General features: G+C 73.6%; 18 protein-coding genes. 9 read left to right on the top strand and 9 right to left on the bottom strand.

The features are described 5' to 3' along the window. Window positions 1-58: 58 nt before the first annotated feature. Window positions 59-1,441 (bottom strand): HEAT repeat domain-containing protein, encoded by a 1,383-nt coding sequence (locus ACIRD3_RS04360; RefSeq protein ID WP_402211407.1) that lies wholly within the window; start codon window positions 1,439-1,441, stop codon window positions 59-61. 101 nt (window positions 1,442-1,542) lie between these two features. Further along, entirely contained in the window at window positions 1,543-4,881 is a 3,339-nt protein-coding gene (locus tag ACIRD3_RS04355; RefSeq protein WP_402211404.1) for a BTAD domain-containing putative transcriptional regulator, read from the bottom strand. 78 nt (window positions 4,882-4,959) lie between these two features. On the opposite strand from ACIRD3_RS04355, the gene ACIRD3_RS04350 reads away from it, so the two are divergent. Both ACIRD3_RS04350 and ACIRD3_RS04345 read left to right on the top strand, forming a co-directional pair. Beyond that, window positions 4,960-5,625 (top strand): hemerythrin domain-containing protein, encoded by a 666-nt coding sequence (locus ACIRD3_RS04350; RefSeq protein WP_402211401.1) that lies wholly within the window; start codon window positions 4,960-4,962, stop codon window positions 5,623-5,625. Between the two features lie 59 nt (window positions 5,626-5,684). Further along, window positions 5,685-6,077 (top strand): DUF4267 domain-containing protein, encoded by a 393-nt coding sequence (locus ACIRD3_RS04345; RefSeq protein WP_402211399.1) that lies wholly within the window; start codon window positions 5,685-5,687, stop codon window positions 6,075-6,077. 132 nt (window positions 6,078-6,209) lie between these two features. Here the strand turns inward: ACIRD3_RS04345 and ACIRD3_RS04340 are convergent, their stop codons facing one another. From ACIRD3_RS04340 to ACIRD3_RS04330, 3 genes are all read right to left on the bottom strand, one after another. Then, window positions 6,210-6,929 carry a hypothetical protein gene (locus ACIRD3_RS04340; protein WP_402211396.1) on the bottom strand — a complete coding sequence of 240 codons (720 nt, stop codon included), beginning with the start codon at window positions 6,927-6,929 and terminating at the stop codon, window positions 6,210-6,212. Between the two features lie 131 nt (window positions 6,930-7,060). Beyond that, the gene (locus ACIRD3_RS04335; protein WP_402211393.1) at window positions 7,061-7,498 is read right to left on the bottom strand and encodes a hypothetical protein; all 438 of its coding nucleotides are present in this window, start codon (window positions 7,496-7,498) and stop codon (window positions 7,061-7,063) included. Between the two features lie 197 nt (window positions 7,499-7,695). Beyond that, window positions 7,696-8,961 carry a YncE family protein gene (locus tag ACIRD3_RS04330; RefSeq protein ID WP_402211390.1) on the bottom strand — a complete coding sequence of 422 codons (1,266 nt, stop codon included), beginning with the start codon at window positions 8,959-8,961 and terminating at the stop codon, window positions 7,696-7,698. Between the two features lie 231 nt (window positions 8,962-9,192). Here ACIRD3_RS04330 and ACIRD3_RS04325 point away from each other — a divergent pair, with 231 nt between their 5' ends. Next, a complete protein-coding gene (locus tag ACIRD3_RS04325; protein ID WP_402211387.1) occupies window positions 9,193-9,765 on the top strand; it encodes a PH domain-containing protein in 573 nt (190 codons plus the stop codon). A 127-nt stretch (window positions 9,766-9,892) separates the two neighbouring features. Here the strand turns inward: ACIRD3_RS04325 and ACIRD3_RS04320 are convergent, their stop codons facing one another. After that, window positions 9,893-10,612 (bottom strand): hypothetical protein, encoded by a 720-nt coding sequence (locus ACIRD3_RS04320; RefSeq protein ID WP_402211384.1) that lies wholly within the window; start codon window positions 10,610-10,612, stop codon window positions 9,893-9,895. Window positions 10,613-11,069: 457 nt separating this feature from the next. Between ACIRD3_RS04320 and ACIRD3_RS04315 the strand changes: the two genes are divergently transcribed. Continuing rightward, on the top strand, window positions 11,070-12,317 hold the full coding sequence (locus tag ACIRD3_RS04315) for a hypothetical protein (RefSeq protein WP_402211381.1): 1,248 nt from the start codon (window positions 11,070-11,072) through the stop codon (window positions 12,315-12,317). 103 nt (window positions 12,318-12,420) lie between these two features. On the opposite strand, the gene ACIRD3_RS04310 is transcribed toward ACIRD3_RS04315, so the two are convergent. After that, the gene (locus tag ACIRD3_RS04310; RefSeq protein WP_402211378.1) at window positions 12,421-12,636 is read right to left on the bottom strand and encodes a hypothetical protein; all 216 of its coding nucleotides are present in this window, start codon (window positions 12,634-12,636) and stop codon (window positions 12,421-12,423) included. 201 nt (window positions 12,637-12,837) lie between these two features. Next, the gene (locus ACIRD3_RS04305) at window positions 12,838-13,566 is read right to left on the bottom strand and encodes a ribonuclease H (RefSeq protein WP_402211376.1); all 729 of its coding nucleotides are present in this window, start codon (window positions 13,564-13,566) and stop codon (window positions 12,838-12,840) included. A 119-nt stretch (window positions 13,567-13,685) separates the two neighbouring features. Here ACIRD3_RS04305 and ACIRD3_RS04300 point away from each other — a divergent pair, with 119 nt between their 5' ends. Continuing rightward, the gene (locus ACIRD3_RS04300; RefSeq protein WP_402211373.1) at window positions 13,686-13,934 is read left to right on the top strand and encodes a hypothetical protein; all 249 of its coding nucleotides are present in this window, start codon (window positions 13,686-13,688) and stop codon (window positions 13,932-13,934) included. Window positions 13,935-13,961: 27 nt separating this feature from the next. Here the strand turns inward: ACIRD3_RS04300 and ACIRD3_RS04295 are convergent, their stop codons facing one another. Continuing rightward, window positions 13,962-15,692, bottom strand: coding sequence for a histidine decarboxylase (locus ACIRD3_RS04295; RefSeq protein ID WP_402211371.1), 1,731 nt, complete (start codon window positions 15,690-15,692; stop codon window positions 13,962-13,964). Window positions 15,693-15,852: 160 nt separating this feature from the next. On the opposite strand from ACIRD3_RS04295, the gene ACIRD3_RS04290 reads away from it, so the two are divergent. From ACIRD3_RS04290 to ACIRD3_RS04275, 4 genes are all read left to right on the top strand, one after another. Beyond that, window positions 15,853-16,344 carry an Lrp/AsnC family transcriptional regulator gene (locus ACIRD3_RS04290; protein ID WP_402211368.1) on the top strand — a complete coding sequence of 164 codons (492 nt, stop codon included), beginning with the start codon at window positions 15,853-15,855 and terminating at the stop codon, window positions 16,342-16,344. Window positions 16,345-16,625: 281 nt separating this feature from the next. Continuing rightward, complete coding sequence (locus ACIRD3_RS04285; protein WP_402211365.1) at window positions 16,626-19,292, top strand: TIM-barrel domain-containing protein; 2,667 nt, start codon at window positions 16,626-16,628, stop codon at window positions 19,290-19,292. Between the two features lie 283 nt (window positions 19,293-19,575). Further along, a complete protein-coding gene (locus ACIRD3_RS04280; RefSeq protein WP_402211362.1) occupies window positions 19,576-20,565 on the top strand; it encodes a serine O-acetyltransferase in 990 nt (329 codons plus the stop codon). 67 nt (window positions 20,566-20,632) lie between these two features. Continuing rightward, window positions 20,633-22,195, top strand: coding sequence for a hypothetical protein (locus ACIRD3_RS04275; RefSeq protein ID WP_402211359.1), 1,563 nt, complete (start codon window positions 20,633-20,635; stop codon window positions 22,193-22,195). Window positions 22,196-22,236 lie beyond the last annotated feature (41 nt).

The raw sequence follows: 22,236 nt of genomic DNA, 5'->3' as shown, positions 1-22,236 counted from the left end.
GGACCGGCCGCGTCCCCGAACGGGCGGGTCGGCTCGAGCGGAACCGGCGGTGGAACGGTCACACCGGGAGTGCACCGGCCGGGTGGCCGTGTTCTCGGCCGCACGCGGTGAGGGCGAGGACCCCGTGGCCCTCGATCCCGGTTGCCGGTCCCAGGTCGGCGGGATCGACCGAGAGTCGGGCGGCGATGTCGGTGGCGTAGCAGGTGTCGGGAATGCGGAGCTCCTCCTTCACCTGGAGATACCGGGTGCGGAACGCTTCGGAGTCGGAGGCGCTCACGCCGTCGAAGGCGTCGTCGGGGAATCCGTCCTGGTGAGGGAGGAGGTAGCCGGACTCGGCCGGATGTCCCGCGCTGCCGTCGTCCCCGTCCTCCCCGTCTTCCTCGGCGGTGTACGCGTCGTAGTGGCGTACCACTCGGCCCTCCTCGGCGATGCACCAGGCGGTCCAATCGTCGCCGCAGCTCATGCCGTACCACTGGGCTGAGCCGAACCGGTGGCTGAGCTCCGCGCACCGCTTCCGCACGACGTCCTCGCGCGCCCGGTCGTCCCCGTCCGCCTCACGGATGCGGTGGGTGGCCTCGGAGGTGTCGCCGAAGACCAGGGTCCAGCCGTTCAGGGCCGGACTGACGAAGACGCGCGAGCAGGCGGTGTGGGGCTGCTTCCGGTCCCAGTCGTGGTGGTCGTGGTTCCAGGCCGCCGCGCCGGTGCGGAACGTGACGGGGTGGGCTCCGGTGAGGTCGAAGGCGTCGAGGACCGCGTCCTGGTCCGCGGTGGGTACCGCGTACCAGCTTCCGCACAGGTGCAGGTCCCGGGGGACATCGGTCGGCAGCTTGATCCTGGTCAGCCGCTCCCAGAGGTCGCGGTCCCGGTGGTGGAGGGCGGCGGGCCCGCCGATGGCGGCGAGGGCCTCCAGCGCGCCGGCCCGTACCCCGGGCGCCGGCGCGGGACGGGAACGCACCTGCCGCAGGCCGGGGACGGCTGAGGAGCCGATCGCTCGCAACGTCCGGACGGCTCGCTGCCGCACCTCGTCGTCCCGGTCGCCCAAGGCCGGAATGATCCGGTCGACGAACCTCGCCGCGGCCGCGCCCTGGGTCTGCAGGGCGAAGAGCGCGACGCTTCGGACCCGGGGGTGCGGGTGGTCCAGCAGGGGCACGTAGACCGCGTGGTCGGCCACCGCCAACCTCCCCAGCGCCCACCCGATCCTCCGGGCGACCTCGGGCGAGTCCGCCGCCTCGGCGGCCTGCGCCAACGGCAGGAGCGCGGGCTCCCCGATCCGGCACAGGACGTCTGCGGAGGCGGCCCAGTCCACCGGTGACCGCTCGTCGCAGAGCAGCTCCAGCACTGCCGCGACGATCTCCGTCCCCTGTTCGACGAGCGCATCGCGAGCCGACCGGCTGTCGTTCCAGGGGCCGGAGAGCTCCTCGACCAGCAGTCCCTTGTCCATGGCGGGCACCCTAGCCGGGCGCTCTGACGATCCCTCTCGGGGGCGCCGGCGGCCATGCCGCCGGATGGGGAGCCTCAGGTCGGCGGCCGGGCGGCGCCGGATCAGTCGCCGCCGCGGCCCAGGGGGGTGTTCCACCGTTCGGCGAGGGCGGCCGCGTGGGCGAGGTGGGCGGCGGCCTCGGCGTCGCGGCCGAGCAGGCGGGCGAGGTCGCCGAGGGTGGCGGCGACCGGGCGGATCGCCAGGGTGAAGCCCGCGGAGGGCGGCGGCGCGTCACGGTGGGGAAGCAGCGTGCGGTACAGCTCGTCGGCCCGCTCCTTCTCGCCGAGCGCCACCGCGGCCATCGCGCGGAAGGTCGCGAGGACCGTGAGGAGGTAGTCGGTGCGCAGCGGCCCCACCCGGGCGAGGACGGCGCGGGCCTCGTCGTGCTGCCCGTCGGCGCACAGGGCCGCCGCGAGGAGGTCCGCCATCGCCGGGCCGTACTCCTTGGCCAGCCGCCGGGCCTGGGGGACGAACTCGCCGAGCCGGCCCTGAGCGGCCCGGATCGTCGCCGTCGCGACCTGTAGGAAGCCGTCGGCGTGCGGGGAGCCCTGCCTGGCCATGCCGGCGGTGGCCTCGGCGTAGAGCTTCTCGGCCTCCTCGCTGCGCCCTTCGATCAGCGCCCGCGTCGCCAGCGCGGTCTGGCCGACCACGACGGGCCCCGGCAGCCGGTAGGTCCGGGCCAGTTCCACGCACGTGTCGATGTGGCCGTAGGCACCGGCGACGTCGCCTTCGGCAGCGGCGGCGATCGACAGGCTGAGCAGGCCGAACCAGCGGAAGGCCGGCAGGTCGTGCTCGGTGGCGAGCCGGACGAGCTCCTCGCTGCGCAGCACCGGCGCGCGCCCGTCGAACTCGGCGTCGAGCTCGCGCAGCAGCGCCGCGAGCGCCCTCGCGCGCAGGCCCGGGTCCCCCAGGGCCGTGGCGATCGCCACGGCTTCCTCGGCCGCGGCCCGCACCCGGGGGTTCCGCTCGTCGGACAGTTCCGCGCAGTAGGCGAGCAGCAGCCCGCACCGGGCGGCGGGGGCGACGTCCGGCCGGTCCAGCGTCCGGCCGAGCAGCGCGACGACGGGCTCGTCGACCACGCCGTACGGCCGGGTCTGCCACGGCGTCGGCTCGGACCAGGCGGTGAGCGCGCGGATCACCAGCTCGCCGCGCCCGGTGCCGACCGCGCCCTCGATCGCCCGCTGCCGGGTCGCGCGGGCGGCCGTGACCGCCCCGGCCCGCACCTGGGCACGCAGCAGCCTGCCCAGCAGGTCGAGGCGTTCCGCCTCCCGGTCCCCCGAGGGGCCGGCCGGGGTCCGGTCGAAGCAGTCCAGGGCGGCGGCGAGCAGCTCGGCCGCCGCGTCGTGGGCGTAGCGGGCGGCTGCCAGGTCGGCCGCGCGCAGGCAGTAGTGGACGCCCTTGGCGGCCGTCGCCGAGGCCGCCGACCGCGCGAAGTGGTGGGCCAGCGCGGACACGTCGCCCGAGCCGAGCCGTTCCAGGCCGGCCGCGATCCGGCCGTGCATGCGCCGGGCCCGCAGGCCGCTCAGGTCGGCGAGCAGCGTGTCGCGCACCAGGGCGTGCGTGAACCGGACGCGGCCGGGGGCGGGTTCGGTCAGCAGTCCGGCGACCAGACCGGCGTCCAGCGCGCCGAGGACGGCGTCCTCGTCGGTGTCGGCGGCGTCGACCAGCAGCTCGACGTCCGCTTCACGCCCGACGACTGCGGCCAGCCGCAGGACCGCCACGACCGTGTCGGGGAGGCGTCCGAGGCGGCGACGCAGCACGTCGCGGACGCCCTGGGGCACCTCGGACAGGGCCACCAGCGCGCCTTCGCTGCCGAGCAGCCGGGCGCTCTCCCAGACGTAGAAGGGGTTTCCGCCGGTGCGTTCGGCGAGCGCGGCGAGCGTCCCGGCGTCCACCGGCCCGGTGCCCGCCGCCCTGACCACCTCGGCGACGGCCGACGCGGACAGCCCCGGCAGCGGCAGCCGCAGCGGGGACCGCCCGGCGAGCACGGCGAGCTGGTCCGCGAGCGGGCCCTCGATCTCGTCCGGGCGGTAGGCGGCCACCACCAGGAGGGGTGTCCCCGGGGGCAGGTCGGTCAGGCCGGTCAGCAGGGCGAGCGTCTCGGCGTCGGCCCAGTGCAGGTCGTCCAGCAGGACGGCCAACGGCCGCTGGCGGGCCGCCGCCGCCAGCCAGCGCGCCACCGCGCGGTTCAGGCGGAACCGGCCGGCGGCCACGTCCTCGTCGGGGCCCCGGCCGGACGCGCGGTCGGAGAGCAGCGGGGCCAGTGCCTCGGTCGACTCGGGCGGGGGCGCCAGGGCGGCGGCGATCGTCCGCAGTGCGACCACCCAGGGCCAGGCCGGTGGCGCGCCCTCGTCGTCGGTGGCCTGGCCGGCCGCGACCAGCCAGCCCTCTTCGCGGAGCCGCTCGCCGAGCCGTTCCAGCAGCTCCGACTTGCCCAGGCCCGCCTCACCGGTGATCAGCGCGAACCCGGGCCCGGCGGCGGCCGCCCGGTCGGCGGCCTGTGCCAGCCTGGCGAGTTCGGCGTCGCGGCCGACGAACAGACGGGTGTCCGGGGCGGGTCGGCGCGGCGGGGCCGGGATGGTCCGGCCCTCGGGCGGGGTCGGCGGCCGGCGCCCCGGCACCTCCGTCGCGGCCCGCAGCAGCGCGGTGCGACCTCCCAGGATGGCCGCTTCGAGCTCGTTGAGCGCGGGCCCCGGGTCGAGGCCCGCCTCGTCCGCCAGGACCGCGCGGGCCCGGCGCAGTGTCGCCAGCGCGTCGGCCTGCCGCCCCGCCGCCCACAGCGCCAGCGCGTGCAGTCGCCAGCCTTCCTCCCGCAACGGCTCGTCGAGCGTGAGCAGTTCGGCCTCGGGAACCGTCACGGCGGCCTGCGCCGACCGCAGGGCGGCGACCACGTTCAGCTCGCGCGCGACCAGCCGCAGCTCGTCCAGGCGGGCGACCTCGGCACGGGCCCAGGACTCGTCGACGAACTCGGCGTACGCCGCGCCCTGCCACAGCGCGAGCGCCTCGCCGAGCAGGCCCCGCGCGGTCTGCGGCTGCCACGGCGGGACTTCGCGCGCCTCGCGCAGCAGGCGCTCGAACCGCCAGGCGTCGACGGCGCCGTCGGGCAGGCGCAGCGCGTACCCGGGTGGTGCGCTGACCAGCAGGGCGGCCGGAGTGCGCGGTGCCCGCCCCGGCTCCAGCAGTCGCCGCAGGTTCGACACGTACGCCTGCAGCGACGTCACGGCCCGGGCGGGCGGGGCCCCTTGCCAGATCTCCTCGATCATCCGGTCCACCGAGACGACCGCGCCGCGCGCCACCGCCAACCGGGCCAGGACCGCGCGCTGCCGCCGGCCGCCGAGCGGGAGGGGCCCGCCGTTCCGCTCGGCGGCGAAGGAGCCGAGCACGCGTATGGAGACCGTCACCAGGCACATCGTAGACGGCCCGCCGAGGTCCAAGTCGCTTCCAAATGGCCTCCAGGAGCCCGGGGCGAGGCTTCTCGCATGGACACCACGAACGCACCGCAGCAGACCCGTCCGAACACCCGGGAGATGGTCGTCATCCACCGCGGACTGCGCCGCGAGTCACGACTGCTCGTCGAGCTGATCGCCGCCGTCGCTCCCGGCGACACCGCCCGCGCCCGCGTCCTGGCGGACCACTTCCGCGACTACCGGCTCGGGCTGAGCAACCACCACCACGGCGAGGACGCGTTCCTGTGGCCTCCGCTGCTGGCCAGGGTCGACCTGGAGGCCGACCTCGTCCTGCGGATGGAGGCCCAGCACGAACGCGTCGCCGCCACCCTCGCGGCGGCCGAAGCCGCCCTGCCCGCTTGGGAGTCGAGCGCCGGGGAGGCGGAGCGCGACGCGCTCACCGCCGCCCTCGCCGAGCACCGCGCGGTCCTCGTCGAGCACCTCGACGAGGAGGAGGCCTCGCTGCTCCCCCTCGCGGCCCAGCACCTGTGGCTGCACGAATGGAACGCGATGGGCGAGCACTTCCTGGCCCACACGCCCAAGCCCAAGCTGCTGTTCTTCCTCGGCATGGTCCTCGAGGAGGCCGGTCCGGCCGAACGCTCGGCGATCCTCGGCGGGCTGCCGCTCCCGGCCCGACTGCTCTGGTACGCCGTCGGCCGCGCACAGTACGCCCGCGCCACCCGCCGGGTCCGGGGCTGACCGTCTCCGCCCGCCTCCCTCCCCTCTGCCCGAACTCCTCCCGAAAGACAGGAAAAGCCATGAAGCGCTTCACCACCGTCCTCTCCGTCCTGAGCGGTCTGTTCCTGCTGTACATCGGCCTCCTCTTCCTGCTGGACCCGCAGGGGTCCGCGGCCGGATTCGGCCTGCCGAGCTGGCCCCAGCACGAGGGCACGGGCTTCCTCACCGTCAAGGGCGGGCGCGACATCGCGATCTGCCTCGGCGTCTTCGCGCTCCTGCTGACCGGCCACCGCATGGCCCTCGGCTGGGTGCTGCTGGGGCTCGTCTTCGCGCCCGTCACGGACATGCTGACGGTCCTGGGCAACCACGGGTCGCCCGCCATCGCCTTCGGCGTCCACGGCCTCGCCGCCGCGGTGGTCGCCCTGAACGCCGCCCTCCTCCTGCGCGAACGCCCCGCCCCGGCCGCTGCCTGAGCCGGCCGGTGGGTCGAGGTGCTCGGGGACTCCCGGCCGCCCGTTCGAACGCGGAGTGCCGGGGCGCCGGGCGGGCCTCGGCCGGGGTGGCGCGGAGTGCGGGGGTGTCGAGGCCGGGCGAGGGTGCCGTACTCAGCCGCCGGTGGCGGCGCGGTACGCCGACACCGCGGCCGCGAGGACGGCCTCGGTGTCCGACGACGGCTTCTCCTCGGCGATCTGCTGCACCATGACGATCACGTCGCCGACGCGGACGAACCCGGTCACACCGACGAAGGTGTGCGCGTCCTCGGGGAAGGTCGACGTGACGCGCAGCAGCACGCTGTCGTCGCCCGGCACGGCGGCCGCGGTGACCGACACGGTCTCCTGGAGCCGGGTGCCGTCCGTGAGCGTGTTGGTGTAGGAGGTGCAGCGCTGGGCGGCCCCGCGGATGGCGGCCATGACGGCGGCCGCCTGTCCGGGGCCGTACCGGTCGAGCGCCTCCTGGCCGAACCAGCCCAGGTCGTCGTCGCCGACCGGTGTCCGTTCCAGTCCCACCGCCACGTCCTCCGCCGGCGCGGCGTGCGCCGTCATGAAGGAGTTGACGCCGAGTTCTTTGCACGGCATCGACGCGATGGGGGTGGCCGACGGGGTGTGCGGGGCCCCCGTCGTGGTCAGGTTGGCCTCAGCGGTGAGGAGCTTGAACCCCTTGGGCAGCCGGTCCTGGGTCAGCAGGCCGTCCCGCAGGTGCTCAGGAGCCGCCCGGCCGGCGGCCGGCGCGGTCCCCGGCCGGGCCTGTGGGTCGGCGGCCGAGCAGGCCGACAGACCGAGAACCGCCAGGACGACCACGGCCACCGCACCACGACGCGTCTGCACCGATCCACCCCCCAAGACTCAAGATCGCGTCGCACTCTCCCACACCGGGCTGTCCCTCACTCACCCGGGGTGGCGCCGTCCCTCCTCGCGCGGGACGCCGGGGTGGAGGCGGCCCCGCCATCCGACCCCGCTTACCCCTCCGGTGGCGGCGCGACCCGCACCGTTGCCGTTCCGTGCAGCACCCGGCCCGCCGCCGTCTCCTCTTCGAGGCGCCGGGTGAACACGTCGAGGCGCGCCGCGGGTTCCAGCTCGAGCAGGCCGGGCGGCCAGGTGCCCGGCGGGACGATGATCACCACGGCGGTGCCCCGGGCTTCCGCGGCCGCCAGCCAGCCGGGCGAGACCTCGATGCGCGAGTCCGGCTCCCACAGCTCGCGGCCGCCGACCAGCTCCAACCGTTCCACGCGTCCGTCGCCGACCGCGACGGTGGCGGTGGTGGCCGGCGGCTCGCCCGCCGCGAGCGTGAAACCGCTGTCGACGGCGCCCTCGACCAGCGCGCCGTGGAGGTCCGGGCCGACCTCCACTATCAGTTCCGCGAGCGGCGGCCCCTGGGCCGGCTCCTGCACGGTCAACGCCCACACCACCGGAGCACGGCCCCGGCTCCTGTCCGTCCCATCAGCCACGACGGCTCAACGACCGACCCGCCCCGAGGGAACTCACTGTCCCCCGTCCGCCCGGTTCCGGAGGAACGACGGTGCTCGGCGGAGTCCGACCGGCCTCCTCGCGGTCGTCCGACCATGAGCGGGGGGCCGGCGCGGCCCGGTCTGCGTCAGGGTGTGGGCCCGGTCCAGCCGGTGGGGACGTGACCGAGGCGGACCCGTTGGGGGTGGCGGCCGACGGCGACGGAGGCGGTCTTGCGGCCGGTCGCGAAGTCGATGGCGGTGACCTGGTCCGCGCCGCTCTCCGAGACCAGGCAGGACCTGCCGTCCCCGCTCACCGTCGCCCAGTACGGCTTGGACGCGGGGATCAGCGGGCCCTCCTGGAGGGTGGCGCGGTCGACCACCGTCGCGTAGTCGTCCACGGTGCCCGCGACGCAGATCCGGTCGCCCGACGGGCTCATCGACAGGCCGTGGTGGCGGGAGTCGTTGGGCCAGGTGGTGCGGTCGGTGCTGGCGGCCGGGTCGACCGGGAGGGTCTTGACCCGGGTGATCCGGTCGGCCGTCACGTCGTACTCCAGGAAGCCGTTGAAGAAGGACACCTGGAAGTAGAGGCGGGTGCCGTCCGGGGAGAAGACGGCGGGGCGGACGGCGTTGGAGAGGCCGCCGAGGCCGGCGTCGTCGAGGCGCTTGCGCATGTCGATCTCGCGGATCGGGGTGAGGGTGGCCGCGTCGACGACGGTGATGTGCCGGTCGCCCTTCGTCCAGTCCAGCCAGGGCGCGTCCAGGGCGGTCTCGACGTTGCCGATGGACATGTTCCACAGCTGCCGGCCGCCGTCGGTGAAGATGTTCTCGTGCGGCTTGTCCCCGGTGTGGAACGAGCCGAGTTCGGCGCCGGTGCGGACGTCCAGGACGTGGACGGTGTTCGCGGTGGAGGCGGAGACCGCCACCCGGGTGCCGTCGGGCGAGAGCGCCATGTGGTCGGCGCGGTAACCCGCCACGGGGAAGCGCCAGTTGATCCGCCCGGTGGCGAGGTCGAGGGAGACCACGTCGGCGAAGCTGGGCCGGGAGACCACCACGGCGGTGCCGTCCGGCGTGCTGTACATGTCGTCGACGAACTGGTCGTGGCCCTCGCCGGGGCCGAGCCGGACGCCGAGGAAGAAGCCGAGTTTCACGGGGTTGAGGTAGATCTCGGCGAGCCGCTGGTCCTTGTCGGGGATGACGTTGATCCGTCCGACCTTGGTGAGGGCGCCGGAGGATTCGATCACGTCGGCGGTGCCGTCCCAGTTGTTGCCGACGAACATCACCTCCCGCAGCGCCGGCGCGGCCGCGGAGGCGGCGCCGCCGGTGACGGCGGCCGGGGCGAGCAGGCCGAGCGCGGCCGCGAGCGTGCAGAGGGATCGGACGCCGAGGCGGCGCCGGGGAGCTGTGCTGGACATCGTCGCTCCTTCGTGGGGGGTGGCACGACGGGTTGTGAGACGGTCTGTCAGCTTGCGCCACTCGACGGTAGGGAGGGGGCCGGTCGGCTGGCAAGACGTCGGCGGCGGACGCGTGCGCGGCGGGGGCCGTCCGCCCGTCGCCGACGGCCGGTCCACCGGCCGCCCGCCGACCGGCCGGAAACCGTGGAACCCCCTGGTCCAGGGCCTGGGCCCAGGCGTAGGGTGCGCCGTGTGAACGAACTGATCTTCCGGGGGAAGGACCTGTTCCGACCCTCGTGGTCGAACTTCCTCCCGCTCCTCCTCCTGCTCGCGGCCCAGGTCGTCGTCGGCGGGATGAAGCTCGGCGCCTGGCCCACGTTCTGGATGGTCCTCGCGACCGTCGCGCTCTGCGTGCCGGGCGCCGTCCTGAGCTGGCGCTGCTGGAGCCGGGTCGGAGCCGACGGCGTCAGCGTCTGCTGGGGCTTCGGGCGCGGCCGGACGTACCCGTGGCAGGAGATCCGCTGGGTCGACGTGCGGGAGACCAAGAGCAACGGCTCGGTGACGTACGCGGCGCGGGTCTTCCTGACCGACGGGCGGCGCCGCTCGCTGCCGGGCCTCCAGACCAGCCGGCTGTACCCGTCCGCGGACTTCGACACCGACTTCCAGCGGCTGGTGAACTGGTGGGAGTACAGCACCCACCCGACGCAGCGGGTGAAGCCGGCGAAGCAGCTCCGGGACCGGGTGACGCCCACCGTGGCGGGCGTCCTGCTCGGGTTCCTGATCTGTGCGGTGGTCCTCGTCATCGTCATCCTGCAGCAGCCGTAGCGGTCTTGACCGCCCGCTGAGCCGCAGAATCGTTCGGCCCCGGCTCCCCACGAGGGGGGCCGGGGCCGATGTGCGCACGGGCCGCCCGGCGCCTACCGCTGACCGCTGGACCCGCTGGACCGCGAGGTCACTGCCCCGGGTAGCCCGGCTGACCGCCGTAGGACGCCCCCTGCGGCGGGTAGGGCTGCGCGGGCGGCGCCGGATAGGCCTGCGGCGCCGGGTACGGCTGCTGCTGCGGGTAGGGCTGGACCGGCGGCGCCGGGTAGGCCTGCTGCGGCGGGTACGGCTGGGCGGGCGGCGCCGGGTACGGCTGCGCGGGCGGCGCCGGGTAGGCCTGCTGCTGCGGGAAGGGCTGGCCCGGCTGGCCCGGGTACGGCATCCCCTTGGGCGCGAGCTCGAACGGCTGCGAGGAGGGATCGATCGATCCGGGCGGGAAGGCCGTGCTCAGCTGGTCCAGCTCGGCCCGCCAGTAACGGTGGATGTTCAGCCGGGTCGGCTTGGTGCTGTGGGGCAGCTGCACGTACATCGAGCTCCAGACCGAGGCCCGCTTGACCCGGCTGACCGGGAAGGCGTGCCGCGGGAAGACCGCGACCACCTCACCGGGGCGGTTGGTCCAGCGGCTGGCGGCGTTGACCACGATCGAGCTGTTGGTGAGCGTCAGGAAGTAGAACTGACGGGTCAGCGCGACGATCAGGCCGAGCAGTGGGACCTCGTCGAAGACCGCGTTGAGCCACGGGCTGGGGCCGGTCTCCACGTGCACGCACGCGATGAAGGTGTCTCCCGGCGGTGCCACCTGGGACAGCTTCTCGATGACCTGGGCCTTCTGCTTCGCCCGGCGTATTGCCATGCTTTCGGTACCTCTTACCCCGTCGTGTCCGCCGACCTTGCCCGGCGGGAAATCGGCTGAGGTTAGCAGTCGGTGATCAGGCCCCGAACAGCCCTTCTCGGCAAAGCTTTTGCCATCTTTCGGTTTTTCGGGCCTGGCCGCCGAGCGGTCCGACGAGCAAACGGCCGCGATCGGGAGTGCCCGGACGCGATCGGGAGTGCCCGGGAGGAATCCGGAGGCGGTCCGAACAATGGACGGACAGATCTGGCCACTTCGGTCGATCTCGGCCACATCGCTTAAAGCCCGCCCCAAATAATGGCGTGATTACTTGCTGATAGTGTGATCACATGTGTAAGCGCTGCGGCGCTTCATGCCACAGGGGAGGGAGTCCCGGTCGTCCGATCGGGCCCAGTAACACAGGAGTTGCACCATCAACACCGCCATCCGCAAGGCCGCTCGCGGTGCGATGCCCGTCGCCGTGACCGCTTCCGTCCTCGCCACCGGTCTCGCCGCCTGCGGCACCGTCGAGCAGCTCAACGCCGCTCAGAAGGTGTCCAAGGCCTTCAACAAGGTCGGTGACGGCAAGTCGGCCGGCTTCGCGCTCTCCATCGACGCCACCCCCGAGCAGATCGTCGCCTTCGCCAAGGCCACCGGGGAGAAGGACGCCAAGAGCGAGGTCGACGAGAAGGGCGCCAAGGCCCTGTCCGGGCTCACCTTCGCCGTCGCGGTCTCCGCGGACAAGCCGCTCAAGGACATCGAGGCCTTCAAGAGCGCCAAGGGTTCGGGCACCAACAACGACCTGACGCTCGACAAGTCGGTCCGCGTCTCCTACGTGATCTCCGACCGCAGCGGCACCTCGCTGCTGGAGTACCGCCAGGTCGACGCCAAGGGTTACCTGCACGTCGACGCCAAGGGCGTGCTCAAGCTGGCCGGCGAGGACCCGTCCCAGGTGGACGAGCTCAGCGCGGACCTGCCGCCGGACCTGAGCGCCGTCAAGGACGCGCTGGCCGGCAAGTGGATCTCGTTCGACCTCCAGGAGCTCGCCGACGAGGCGAAGAAGAACGACGGGAAGAAGGCCGCGCCGAACGCCGTGCCGACGGCCGACCCGGAGGCCGCCAAGCAGCTCCTCAACTCGCTGAAGGACGTGCTCGGCCGCACCGTCACGTACGAGGACAAGGGCACGAAGGACGGTGCCGAGCACATCTGGATGAGTGCCCCGGCCCGCCAGCTGGTGGACGAGCTGTTCAAGGCCGTCAAGCCGGTCGCGGACAAGTTCCCGCAGCAGTTCAAGAAGTTCCCGTCCAAGGCCCCGAGCGACGTGCCGGACCGCAAGGTCGGCGTGGACCTCTACCTGAAGAACGGCGCCTTCTCCTCGGCCACCTTCGACCTCGCCCAGCTCGCGGACAAGATCGAGCCCGGCGTCAACTTCCCGGTGAAGCTCGCCTTCAACCAGACGGCCCCGGACGTCCAGGCCCCGGCCGGCGCGGTGAAGATGACCAGCGAGGACCTGATGAAGACGGTGCTCGGCCTCGCCGCCGGGCCCGCCGGTGCCGGCGCGGGTGCCGGCCGCCCCGCCGCGGGCGGCCCCCTCACCCCCGCCGCCCCGCTGACCGACGCGCAGCTCAAGGAGCTCGCCCAGCTCGGCGTCCCGGAGTCGCAGGCCCGCACCTTCAACTCCCTCGGCATGGGCTTCGAGGACATCAAGGAGATCGCGAAGGAGGGCTGACCCTCCCCCGCCTCCCCCACGACCGGCCGACCGCACCCGCGGTCGGCCGGTCGTGTTTCGGTGTCGGTCGCCTCCCGACCGGGGGCTACGGTTCCCGGCCCGGCTACGACGTTCGCGCGGGGTGCCCCGCCGGCAACTCGACCCGGCCGGAGCGCAGATGGCTGCGGTGGCCGTCGGTGAACAGCAGCCGCAGGCTGTGGTCCGCCGGGGCGGCCACCACGACGGCGCTCTCGACCGCGGCGTAGGACGACTCGCGGTAGACCCACACCCGGTCCCCGACGTGGAACTCCGCCGTCTCCGAGACGATCACCGTGCTCACCTCCGCTCCGCCCGGTCCCTCGTCCACCCGGGGGTACGGACGAGGGCCCCGCGCGACTCGGCACGGGGCCCTCACCGTTGGCGGACCGTCCGGGAGTCGGCCCGCTCAGACGTCGCGGCGGTCACGCGTCGCGGCGGTCACGCGTCGCGGCGGTCGGCCGTGAGCCCGCTCAGACGTCGCGACGGTCGGCCGTGAGCCCGCTCAGGCGTGGGCGGCGACGCACTCCGGGTGGCCCCAGCTGCTGCCGACCTTGGTGATCTTGTCGCCCTTGGCGTACGGGCGGCTGCACGGGCAGGTGCCCGGGTAGCGGGCGGCGAGGGTGCGGGCGGTGCCCGAGGAGCTGCGCTTCGCGGCCGTGGCGGTGGTGCCGGTGGTTCCGGTGCGGGTGGTGCTGCCCCTCCCGGCGGCGGCCCGGGCGGGGCGCGGCTTGGCGGCGGCGGCCGGGTCGGGCTCGGGCAGGTCGGCGGCGGTGCCGGAGGCGTCCTGCTGGGTGCGCGCGGCGTCGCTGGCGGCCTTGTCGGCGATGGCGTTCAGCGGGTCGCCGTCGACCTGGTGGGCCGGCACGTAGACGAAGGTGACGTCCCGGCCCTCCAGCAGCGCGTCGATCGCCTGGATCAGCTCCTGGTTGGCGACCGGCTTGCCGGCCGCGGTCTTCCAGCCGTTGCGCTTCCAGCCCTTCAGCCACTTGGTCACCGAGTCGCGGGTGTAGGTGCTGTCCAGCCGCACCTCCAGCGGGACGGCCGGGTCCGTCGCCGCCAGCAGCCGCTGCAGTGCCGTCAGTTCGCCCACGTTGTTGGTGCTGTGCCCGAGCGCGCCGGACTCCCAGCGCTGGGGCGCGCCGGTGGCGTCCGCCACCACGTACGCCCAGCCCGCCGGACCGGGGTTGCCCTTGGCTGCTCCGTCACACGCTGCAATGACTCGTTCGACCATGCCCCCGATCATGCCCGGTCGGGCGGCCCGGAGCCAAAGCCGGTCGGCTGCGGTCAGGGCCGCCGCGAACGGCCGTGCCGGAGTCGCCGGGCTCCCGGCCGCGTGCTGTCCTTGGGCGCATGATCACCTCGTCGCCGGCCCGGGTGGCCGTCCCGCTCGCCGTCTCCGTCACCACCGCCGTCCTGGCCCTCGCCGGCGGCGCCCCGGCCCGGGCGCTGCCGCGGGACGTCACCGCCGAGCAGTGCCAGGAGGCCGGCGGCACCGTCCAGGGCAGCGGGTACTGCGTGGGTGCCGTCGGGGTGGACGCCTGGGGGGCGGACATCGACGGGCAGGGCATCGGCGACCGGCCCACCGGCGCGGTCCGCTGAGCCTCCCCCGCTCCGTCGAGCGGGCCGCTACGCGCGCCCCAGGATCACCGGGTCCTCGGCGAGTTCGGCCAGCAGGGCGTCCAGCTTCGCCCGGTCGACCGAGGGCATCACGAAGACGTGCACGTAGCTGCGCCGGGTGCTCTCGTCGCCCGGGACCAGCAGCACGTCCTGGGAGGACAGGGACCACTTGGCCACCAGCTCCGCGCTCGGCTGGCGGAACCGCACGGTGACGGCGCCCGGGGTGCGGGCCGGCCAGAGCTCGACGCCGAGCTCCCGCTCCATGGCGACCAGTCGCCGCTCCAGGTGGGCGGCGAGTTCCTGGGCCGTGCGGATCCGGTCCACCTGGTCCTGGTAGGAGTACCGGGACAGGTGGTCCCAGAGGATCAGCGGGGAGAAGCCGTTGCGGGAGCCGGCGAAGGTGGTGTCCGGCGCGCCGATGTAGTCCGGCTGGGACGGCGGCGAGATCTGGTACTTCACCTTCGTCATGTAGATCCCGCACGGCCAGGGCGCGCCGGCCCACTTGTGGCCGCTCATCGCGATCGAGGAGACCATGTCGACCTCGCCGTGCTCGGTGCTGGGCAGCCGCAGGCCGAAGTCGAACTCGGGCAGCGCCGCCTCCGGGGTCCAGCCGTACGCCGGGTCCTCGGCGGCCATGCGCAGGAACGGCGCGTAGCCGGCGCCGAGCGCGCCGTCCACGTGGATCCAGAAACCGCGGCGCAGGTCGACCAGCGGCTCCCCGGTCGCCGGGTCGGAGCCGTACTGGACCTCGCGGCGGACCAGGCCGTGGTGCTCGAAGATCGGGAGCAGCCGCTCGCAGACCGCGCGGACGTCGTCGTGGGCGCCCTTGAAGGTGCTGCCCAGGTTGAGGTTCACGAAGACCGGGTGGCCCTTGGCGGCGAAGAACTCGACCAGGGTGGCGAGGGCGTCGACGTCGATCTCGCCCGGCCCGTCCCAGGTGTGCCCGGACGGCCCCGGGCGGGAGGGCACCTCGGTGGGCCAGGTGCGCAGGCCGGTCACCGGGTCGACCAGCGGGCACTCGTCGGCGTACTTCTCCAGGCCCACGGCGTGGAAGGTCTCGACGCCCAGGACGCGGACGGCCTTGGCGAAGGAGTAGTGGGTGTCCTCGGAGTAGAAGGCCACCGGGTGGTGGGCGTTCGGGTTCAGCCGGTCGGGCGCGGCCTTCACGTAGCGCAGCGCGTCGAAGGGGGCGGCGGGCGGCTGGATCAGCGCCTTGCCGCTGAGGTAGTCCCGGGCGTTCCAGAGGGCGTACATGTTGCCCTCGGTCGAGCCCATGGACAGCATGTAGCCCCAGTAGGACTCCGGGTCGGCCGGGTCGTGCGGGCGCTCGGCGTGCCAGAGCCTGGCGTAGTAGTCGAGGACGGCCCGCTCGACGACCTTGGTGTTGGGCTTGTAGCCGCCGCTCTGGAACGGGTCGCCGAGGTTGTTGATGTTGTTCGGCATGAAGCGGGCGAGGTCCAGCGCGGTGCCCTGCATGTCCTGGGTGGCCTGGTAGCCGACCAGGTGCTTGCGCTTGCGGGTCAGGTACTCGTCGACGGCGTCGAGCGCGCGGAGCCGCTGCGCGTCGTCCAGTCCGCCCGCCGGGAGGGCGAAGTCGCCGCCCTCCAGCTCCGGGCCGGGGTCGACGGCGGGCGCGGCCGTCCGGGCGCCCGGGACGGCGCTCGTCGGGGCGGCGCTCGTCGGCGCGGCGTCCGTCGGGGCGGCGGCCGGGGCGAAGGTGGCGGACGCGGTCGGGCTCATGGGCGGGGCACTCCGGGCTCACGGTGGATGGCGACGGACGTTCGTCGACCGCGGCAAGGATGGAACTTTCCGCCGCCGCTGGGAAGGTCCACCGAAGAACATTCGGCCAGGGCTCGATCTGGTTTGCGAATCTGCGGAAGCGGCTGCGATCCTGGCGGGCATGCCGAACAATCCGCAGGCCCGGCGCACACCCGTCGACGACGTGGACCGGGCGATCATCCGCGCCCTGGCCGACAACGCCCGCCTCCCGAACAACGCCCTGGCCGCGGCGGTCGGCATCGCCCCGTCCACCTGCCTGGCCCGGGTCCGCGTGCTCCAGGAGCGCGGCATCATCCGCGGCTTCCGCGCCGAGCTCGACCCCGCCGCGATCGGGCTGCCGCTCCAGGCGATGATCTCGGTACGGCTGCGCGCCCACACCCGGGAGCAGAACGAGAGCTTCCGCAGCACCGCACCCGACCTGCCCGGTGTGCTGGCCGTCTTCCACATGGCCGGCTCGGACGACTACCTGCTGCACGTCGGCGTGGCGGGCCCGGAGGCGCTGCGCGACTTCGTGGTCGACCACCTCACCACCCACCCGGCGGTCGCCCAGACCCGGACCAACCTGATCTTCGAACAGATACCGGGCCGGCGTTACCTCGCCCCCGGGCGCTGAGCGTGCGTCACCGACCCGGCCCCACCGCCGCGCCGTCGGAGTTCGACTCGTGACGAACGATGCTTGAATCTGCGCGATCATCGGGCTGAAGGAACAGCACCGGACTCACAGCCTGCTCGAACCCTGCCGAATCAACCGGGCCTCGAACCGTCCGCCCCGTTGACATGGCCACCCGGGCACAGCAAGCTCTGTCGAAACTGCTCGCTACAAGCACCCTTCAAGCACTTCAGATCATTATCGATCAGCTTGTTTCAGCGGAGTACTCGACAGGAGAAACCACCGTGCGCTTACTCCGGCCCCACCTCCGCCACGCCGCCCTCGCGGCGGCCCTCACCAGCCTCGCCGCCGTGGCCGGCCCCGCCCTCCCCGCCCGGGCCGCCAGCCCCGCCTCCGCCGTCCTCGACCAGGGCCACCAGAGCGTCACCTGGCAGAGCCCGCAGTACGCCAAGGGCACCCTGGGCGGCCCCACCGCCTGCCCGCCCGCCGCCCAGGACCCGGGCGGCACCGTCTGCGACCACTTCGACCTGACCGTCGACGTCCCGGCCGGCTACTGGAACGACAACCCCGAGGGCGGCGTCCCGGTGTCCGTCCAGTGGCAGAACCCCGCCGACGACTTCGACCTCTACGTCTACGACGCCGTCGGGAAGGAGGTGGCCACCAGCGCGGGCACCGCCGACCCCGAGTCCACCGTGATCCCGAAGGCCTCCGGCACCTACCGCGTCGTGGTCGTCCCCTACGACGTCCACGGCGGCTCGTACACCGGCCGCGCCTACCTCCCGCAGACCGCCGACGCGGGCGACCTGACCTCCTTCGGCGGCTCGGACGGCAGCTACGACATCAGCGCGGGCACCCTGAAGGCCAAGGTCGACTTCCTCGCCGACGACCAGCTCCGCCTGCGGGCCGCCCCGGACGGCGTCCTCACCGACCCGGCCGGCAGCACGATCATCCGCAAGCAGCCCGAACTCCGGCACGACACCAGCACCTTCGACGCCGGGGAGTACTACGGCATCCGCTCGGGCGACCAGGTGCTGCGGGTCTACAAGCACCCGCTGCGGTTCGGCCTCTACCGGGCCGACGACCGCACCGCCCTCTGGCAGGAGGACGCGCCGCTGCGCTGGAGCACCAGCGGGCTGCGGCAGTCCCTGGTCCGCGGCGCCGACGAGCAGTTCTTCGGCGGCGGCGAACAGAACGGCGGCTTCTCCCACCGCGACAAGACCATCCACGTCGCCAACAGCTTCGACTGGAACGAGGGCGGCTACAACAACTCCCAGCCGTTCTACGTCTCCAGCGCCGGCTACGGGGTCCTCCGCAACACCTTCGCCCCCGGCATCTACGACTTCGGCTCGCCCGTCCGCACCGGCCAGCAGGAACGGCGGCTGGACGCCTACTACTTCACCGGCGACGTGAAGAAGGTGATCGGCCAGTACACCGCCCTGGTCGGGAAGCCCTTCATGCCGCCCGTCTACGGCCTGGAACCCGGCGACTCCGACTGCTACCTGCACAACGCCAACCGCGGCGAGCGCCACACCACCGACGCGCTGAAGGTCGCCGACGGCTACGTGCGGAACCAGATGCCGCTCGGCTGGATGCTCGTCAACGACGGCTACGGCTGCGGCTACGAGGACCTCGCCGCGACCGGCGCGGGCCTGCGCAAGGACCACGCCCAGCTCGGCCTGTGGACCCAGAACGGCCTGCCCAACCAGGCCGACGAGGTCAAGGCCGGGGTACGGGTGCGCAAGCTCGACGTGGCCTGGGTCGGCAACGGCTACGACTTCGCGCTGAACGCCTGCGACCAGGCCAAGGCCGGCATCGAGCAGAACAGCGACGCCCGCGGCTTCGTCTGGCTGCCCGTCTCCTGGGCCGGCGCGCAGCGCTGCGGCGTGCTGTGGAGCGGCGACCAGAGCCTGTCCTGGGACTACATCCGCTGGCAGATACCGACCTACGCGGGCGCCACCATGTCCGGCATCGCGTACGACACCGGTGACGTCGGCTCGATCTTCCGCCGCGACCCGAAGATGTACACCCGCGACCTGCAGTGGAAGGCCTTCCTCCCGGCCATCATGACCATGGACGGCTGGGCCCGGGACATGTCCGGCAAGGAGCAGCGCGACCAGCAGCCCTGGTTGGACGGGGAGCCCTACACCTCGATCAACCGCAGGTACCTGCAGCTGAAGGAGCGGCTGCTGCCGTACATGTACACGCTGTCCGCGGAGGCCACCCGGACGGGCATCGGCGCGGTGCGCCCGCTCGCCCTGGAGTACCCGGACGACCCGGCGGCGCTCGGCCCGAACGCGACCTACGAGTTCCTGGCCGGGCCGGACTTCCTGGTCGCGCCGGTCTACTCCGACACCTCGGTCCGCAACGGCATCTACCTGCCCGCGGGCACCTGGACGGACTACTGGACCGGGCGCACCTACCAGGGCCCGACCACCATCGACGGCTACTCCGCCCCGCTGGACACCCTGCCGCTGTTCGTCCGCGGCGGCGCGATCGTCCCGATGTGGCCCAAGGGCACGCTGTCCTGGCAGAACCGGGACCGCGGCGAGCTCGACTACGACCTCTACCCGCAGGCGCAGGGCGACTCCTCCTACACCCTGTACGAGGACGACGGCGTCACCCGGCAGTTCACCGCGGGCGCCTCGGCCACCCAGCAGGTGGACGTGCACGCCAACCGCGCCGTCACCACCGTCAAGGTCGGCGCGAGCGTGGGGAGTTACACCGACAAGCCGAGCGCGCGCAGCTACCGCTTCACCGTGCACGGCCAGGACGCCCCGCGCCAGGTGGTCACCGAGGGAGGTCCGCTGCCCCGGCTCGGCTCGGCGGCGGCTGTCGCCTCCGCCACGTCCGGGTGGTACCACGACCCGGCCACCGGCGTCACCGAGGTCAAGACGCCGGCCGTCTCCACCGACCGGGCCTTCTCCCTCCACCTGATCCACGGCGGCCACTGACCCACGGGCCGCCGGCCGGTCACCGCGGGGCTCCCTCGGCACACCGAGGGAGCCCCGTGCCCGTTCCGGCAGCCGCGGCAGGCCGGCCGCGCCGGGAGCCGACCGGCGACGGCGGCGGGCCCCGGCCGCGGGGTTTCCAAACCTTCCGGAGCGAAGAATCGGGATCCTCGCAGGTGGGGGCGGTGAGGATCACTCGGGTGGCGTCCTTCGGGAGAGTGTCGATGGGGCGGGGCTGACAATCGAGGGGGCTTCGTCCCCGCTTCCATCGGACGGGAGGACGGTCATGTCATCTCCAGCGATCCCTCGGTCCGTCATCGAACAGGATCTGCGCGGGCTCGCGGACCGGCTGGGCCCGGCCCGGAGCCCGGAGCTGTCCGAGCGGGTGGTCCGGCTGGTGCTGTCGCGGGTCGGCGGCCAGGTGGCCGAGGACCTCGCCGCGTTCGCGGGGCGCGATGCCGCGGCACACGGTGACCAGCGGTACATCTATTCCGGTTACCTCAGTTTCCGGTCGGTGATGGCCCACCGGCTGGCGCACGCCGTGGGAACCCTGCGCCTCCCCGGCGTGCCCGCCGACCTCCTGACGGCGCAGGCCCGCCGGATCTCCGAGGAGGCCCGGCTCGCCACCGGCGTGGAGATCCACCCGGGCGCCGCGATCGGCCGGCGGTTCGTGGTCGACCACGGATCGGGGACGGTCATCGGCGAGGACTGCGAGATCGGCGACGACTGCTACTTCCTGCAGAACATCGTGCTCGGGGCACGGGACATCGTCGCGCGTTCCGACGGATCGGTCCGCCCGCGCCGCCACCCGCGGATCGGCAGCCGCGTGCAGATCGGCGGCGACGTGTGCGTGTTCGGGCCGGTGTGCGTGGGCGACGACTGCGTGATCGACCCGGGGGCGCGGATCACCACGGACGTCCCGGCCGGGGCGCGGGTCCGGGTGGTGTCCACCACGCAGATCAGCCTGACGGAGCGCGCACCGGTGGTCCACGGGGTCGCCGTGGTGGCGGGGTGCCTCGTCATCACCGGCTGCCGGCTCCACGGGACGGTCCCGGTCGTCCTGGACGGGAATCGCACGCCCTGCGCGTCGCTGACCGTGGTCGGGGCGAGCGACACGGAGATGCACTGCCGGCCGGCCGGCGACTGGCCGGCCCGGCCGTCCGCCCTCGGACTGCTCTCCCGGGGGCAGCTGGTCTGCTACGTCCGGCCCGTCGCCGAGGTGCTGAACCGGTGCCGGGACGACGCGGGCCGTCCGCAGGCGACGTCCTGCGGCTGAGAGCCACCAGGGCGCCGCGCGGGCGCCCGACCAGTGCCCGCCTTAGGCGGCGGAAGGGCGGTGTGCCGTGCCCACTCCTGACATCGGTCACCGGATCGAGCTGTTCGAGTCGTACCTGACGCGCCATCCACGGCTGCGGCTGCGGATCTCCTGCCCCTCCCAGGAGTTCTCGGAGCTGGAGATGGCCCAGGGAGTGGGCCGCTGGTTCTCCTGCGTCCGGGGACTGTGGGAATCCTTGGACGTCGGCTCGCGGCCGGACCTCGCCCTTCTGATGTTCCAGGCACCGGCGGTACCCCGGTCCGTCGAGCGGTACGTGCTCGGACTCGTACCGCCGGGCGGCGCCGGGCCGGGTGACCGGCTGGCGCGGCACGCCCTGCTCGCCGTGGACGACGACTCGGACCGGCATCTGAGCGAGAAACTCCTGGAGCGGCCGGACCTGCTGCGCCGGGTGCGGGCCCTGGTCACGCGGGCCAGGGAGCGCGGCCAGGTGGTCGAGCCACTCTCCTGCTACCAGGCCAGCGCCCGGATGGACGAACTGGCGGACCGCCTCGGCCTGGACTGCCGGGAGACGCCCACCCGGACCCTGGAGCTGGGATCCAAGGCCGGCAGCCGGCAGCTCTTCCGGGCCGCGGGACTGGCCCACGCCCCCGGCACCTACACGGCCGCCTTCGAACTCCCGGCACTGGCCCGGCAGATGGCCGACCTGACCCGCGCCCATGGGCCCGGCAGATGGCTGCTGAAGATCAACGAAGGCTACGGCTCGGGCCACGGCCTGGCCGTCGTGACGGCCACCGAGCCCACCCACGCGGCAGCCCTGACGGCCCTGCGGCAGCTCAGACCTTTGACCGGGAGCATCTCGCGCGCCCAGTTCCTCGCGGGCCTGTCGGCCAACGGCGCGATCATCGAGCAGTACCTCGGCACACCGCCGGGGGGCGAGAAGCGCTCCCCCAGCGCCCTGCTGTTCATCGGCCCCGGCGCCGACGGTGAACCCGGCGTCCAGCTGCTGGGCACCCACGACCAGGTCCTCGGCGAGGACCTGCAGTACCTCGGCTGCCGCTTCCCGGCCTCCGTCCGCTACCGGGAGACCGTCACCGCGATGTCCCTCGCCGCCGCGGGCCGCCTCGCCCGGGCCGGTGTGCGCGGGCACGTCGGCGTCGACTTCCTGGCCCGCGGGGACGGCGGCGGCCGGTGGGACGTCCGGGCCGTCGAACTCAACCTGCGCCAGACCGGCACCACCCACCCCCACCGCACCGTTCGCGCCCTCGTCCCGGGCACCTGGCACGACGACGGCCGGCTGACCCACCGCGGTGCCGAGGTCCACTACACCGGCACCGACGGCCTGATCTCCCCGGCCTACCGGGGGCTCACGCCCGCCGACGTGATCCGCGCGCTCGACGGCCGACCGGACGTGGCGTTCGACCACACCAGCGCCCGCGGGGTCATCCCCCACTTCTGGACCGCCCTCGAACCCTTCGGAAAACTCGGCGCCACGGTCCTGGGCGACTCGCCGGACGATTGCGCGCTCCTCCGACACCGCTTCGTCGAACTCCTCGACGACCTCGCCGCCCGCGCCGCCGAGGCGGCCCCCCGACGCCGGGAGCGGCAGGACGCCACCACCCCGGGCCACTGATCCCCGCCCGAACGCCCCCTGCCCCGCCCCTTCGTCGGGGG

It is taken from the genome of Kitasatospora sp. NPDC093550 (assembly GCF_044764985.1).
Taxonomy (GTDB): domain Bacteria; phylum Actinomycetota; class Actinomycetes; order Streptomycetales; family Streptomycetaceae; genus Kitasatospora.
This window is presented reverse-complemented; position numbering and strand designations above follow the sequence as displayed.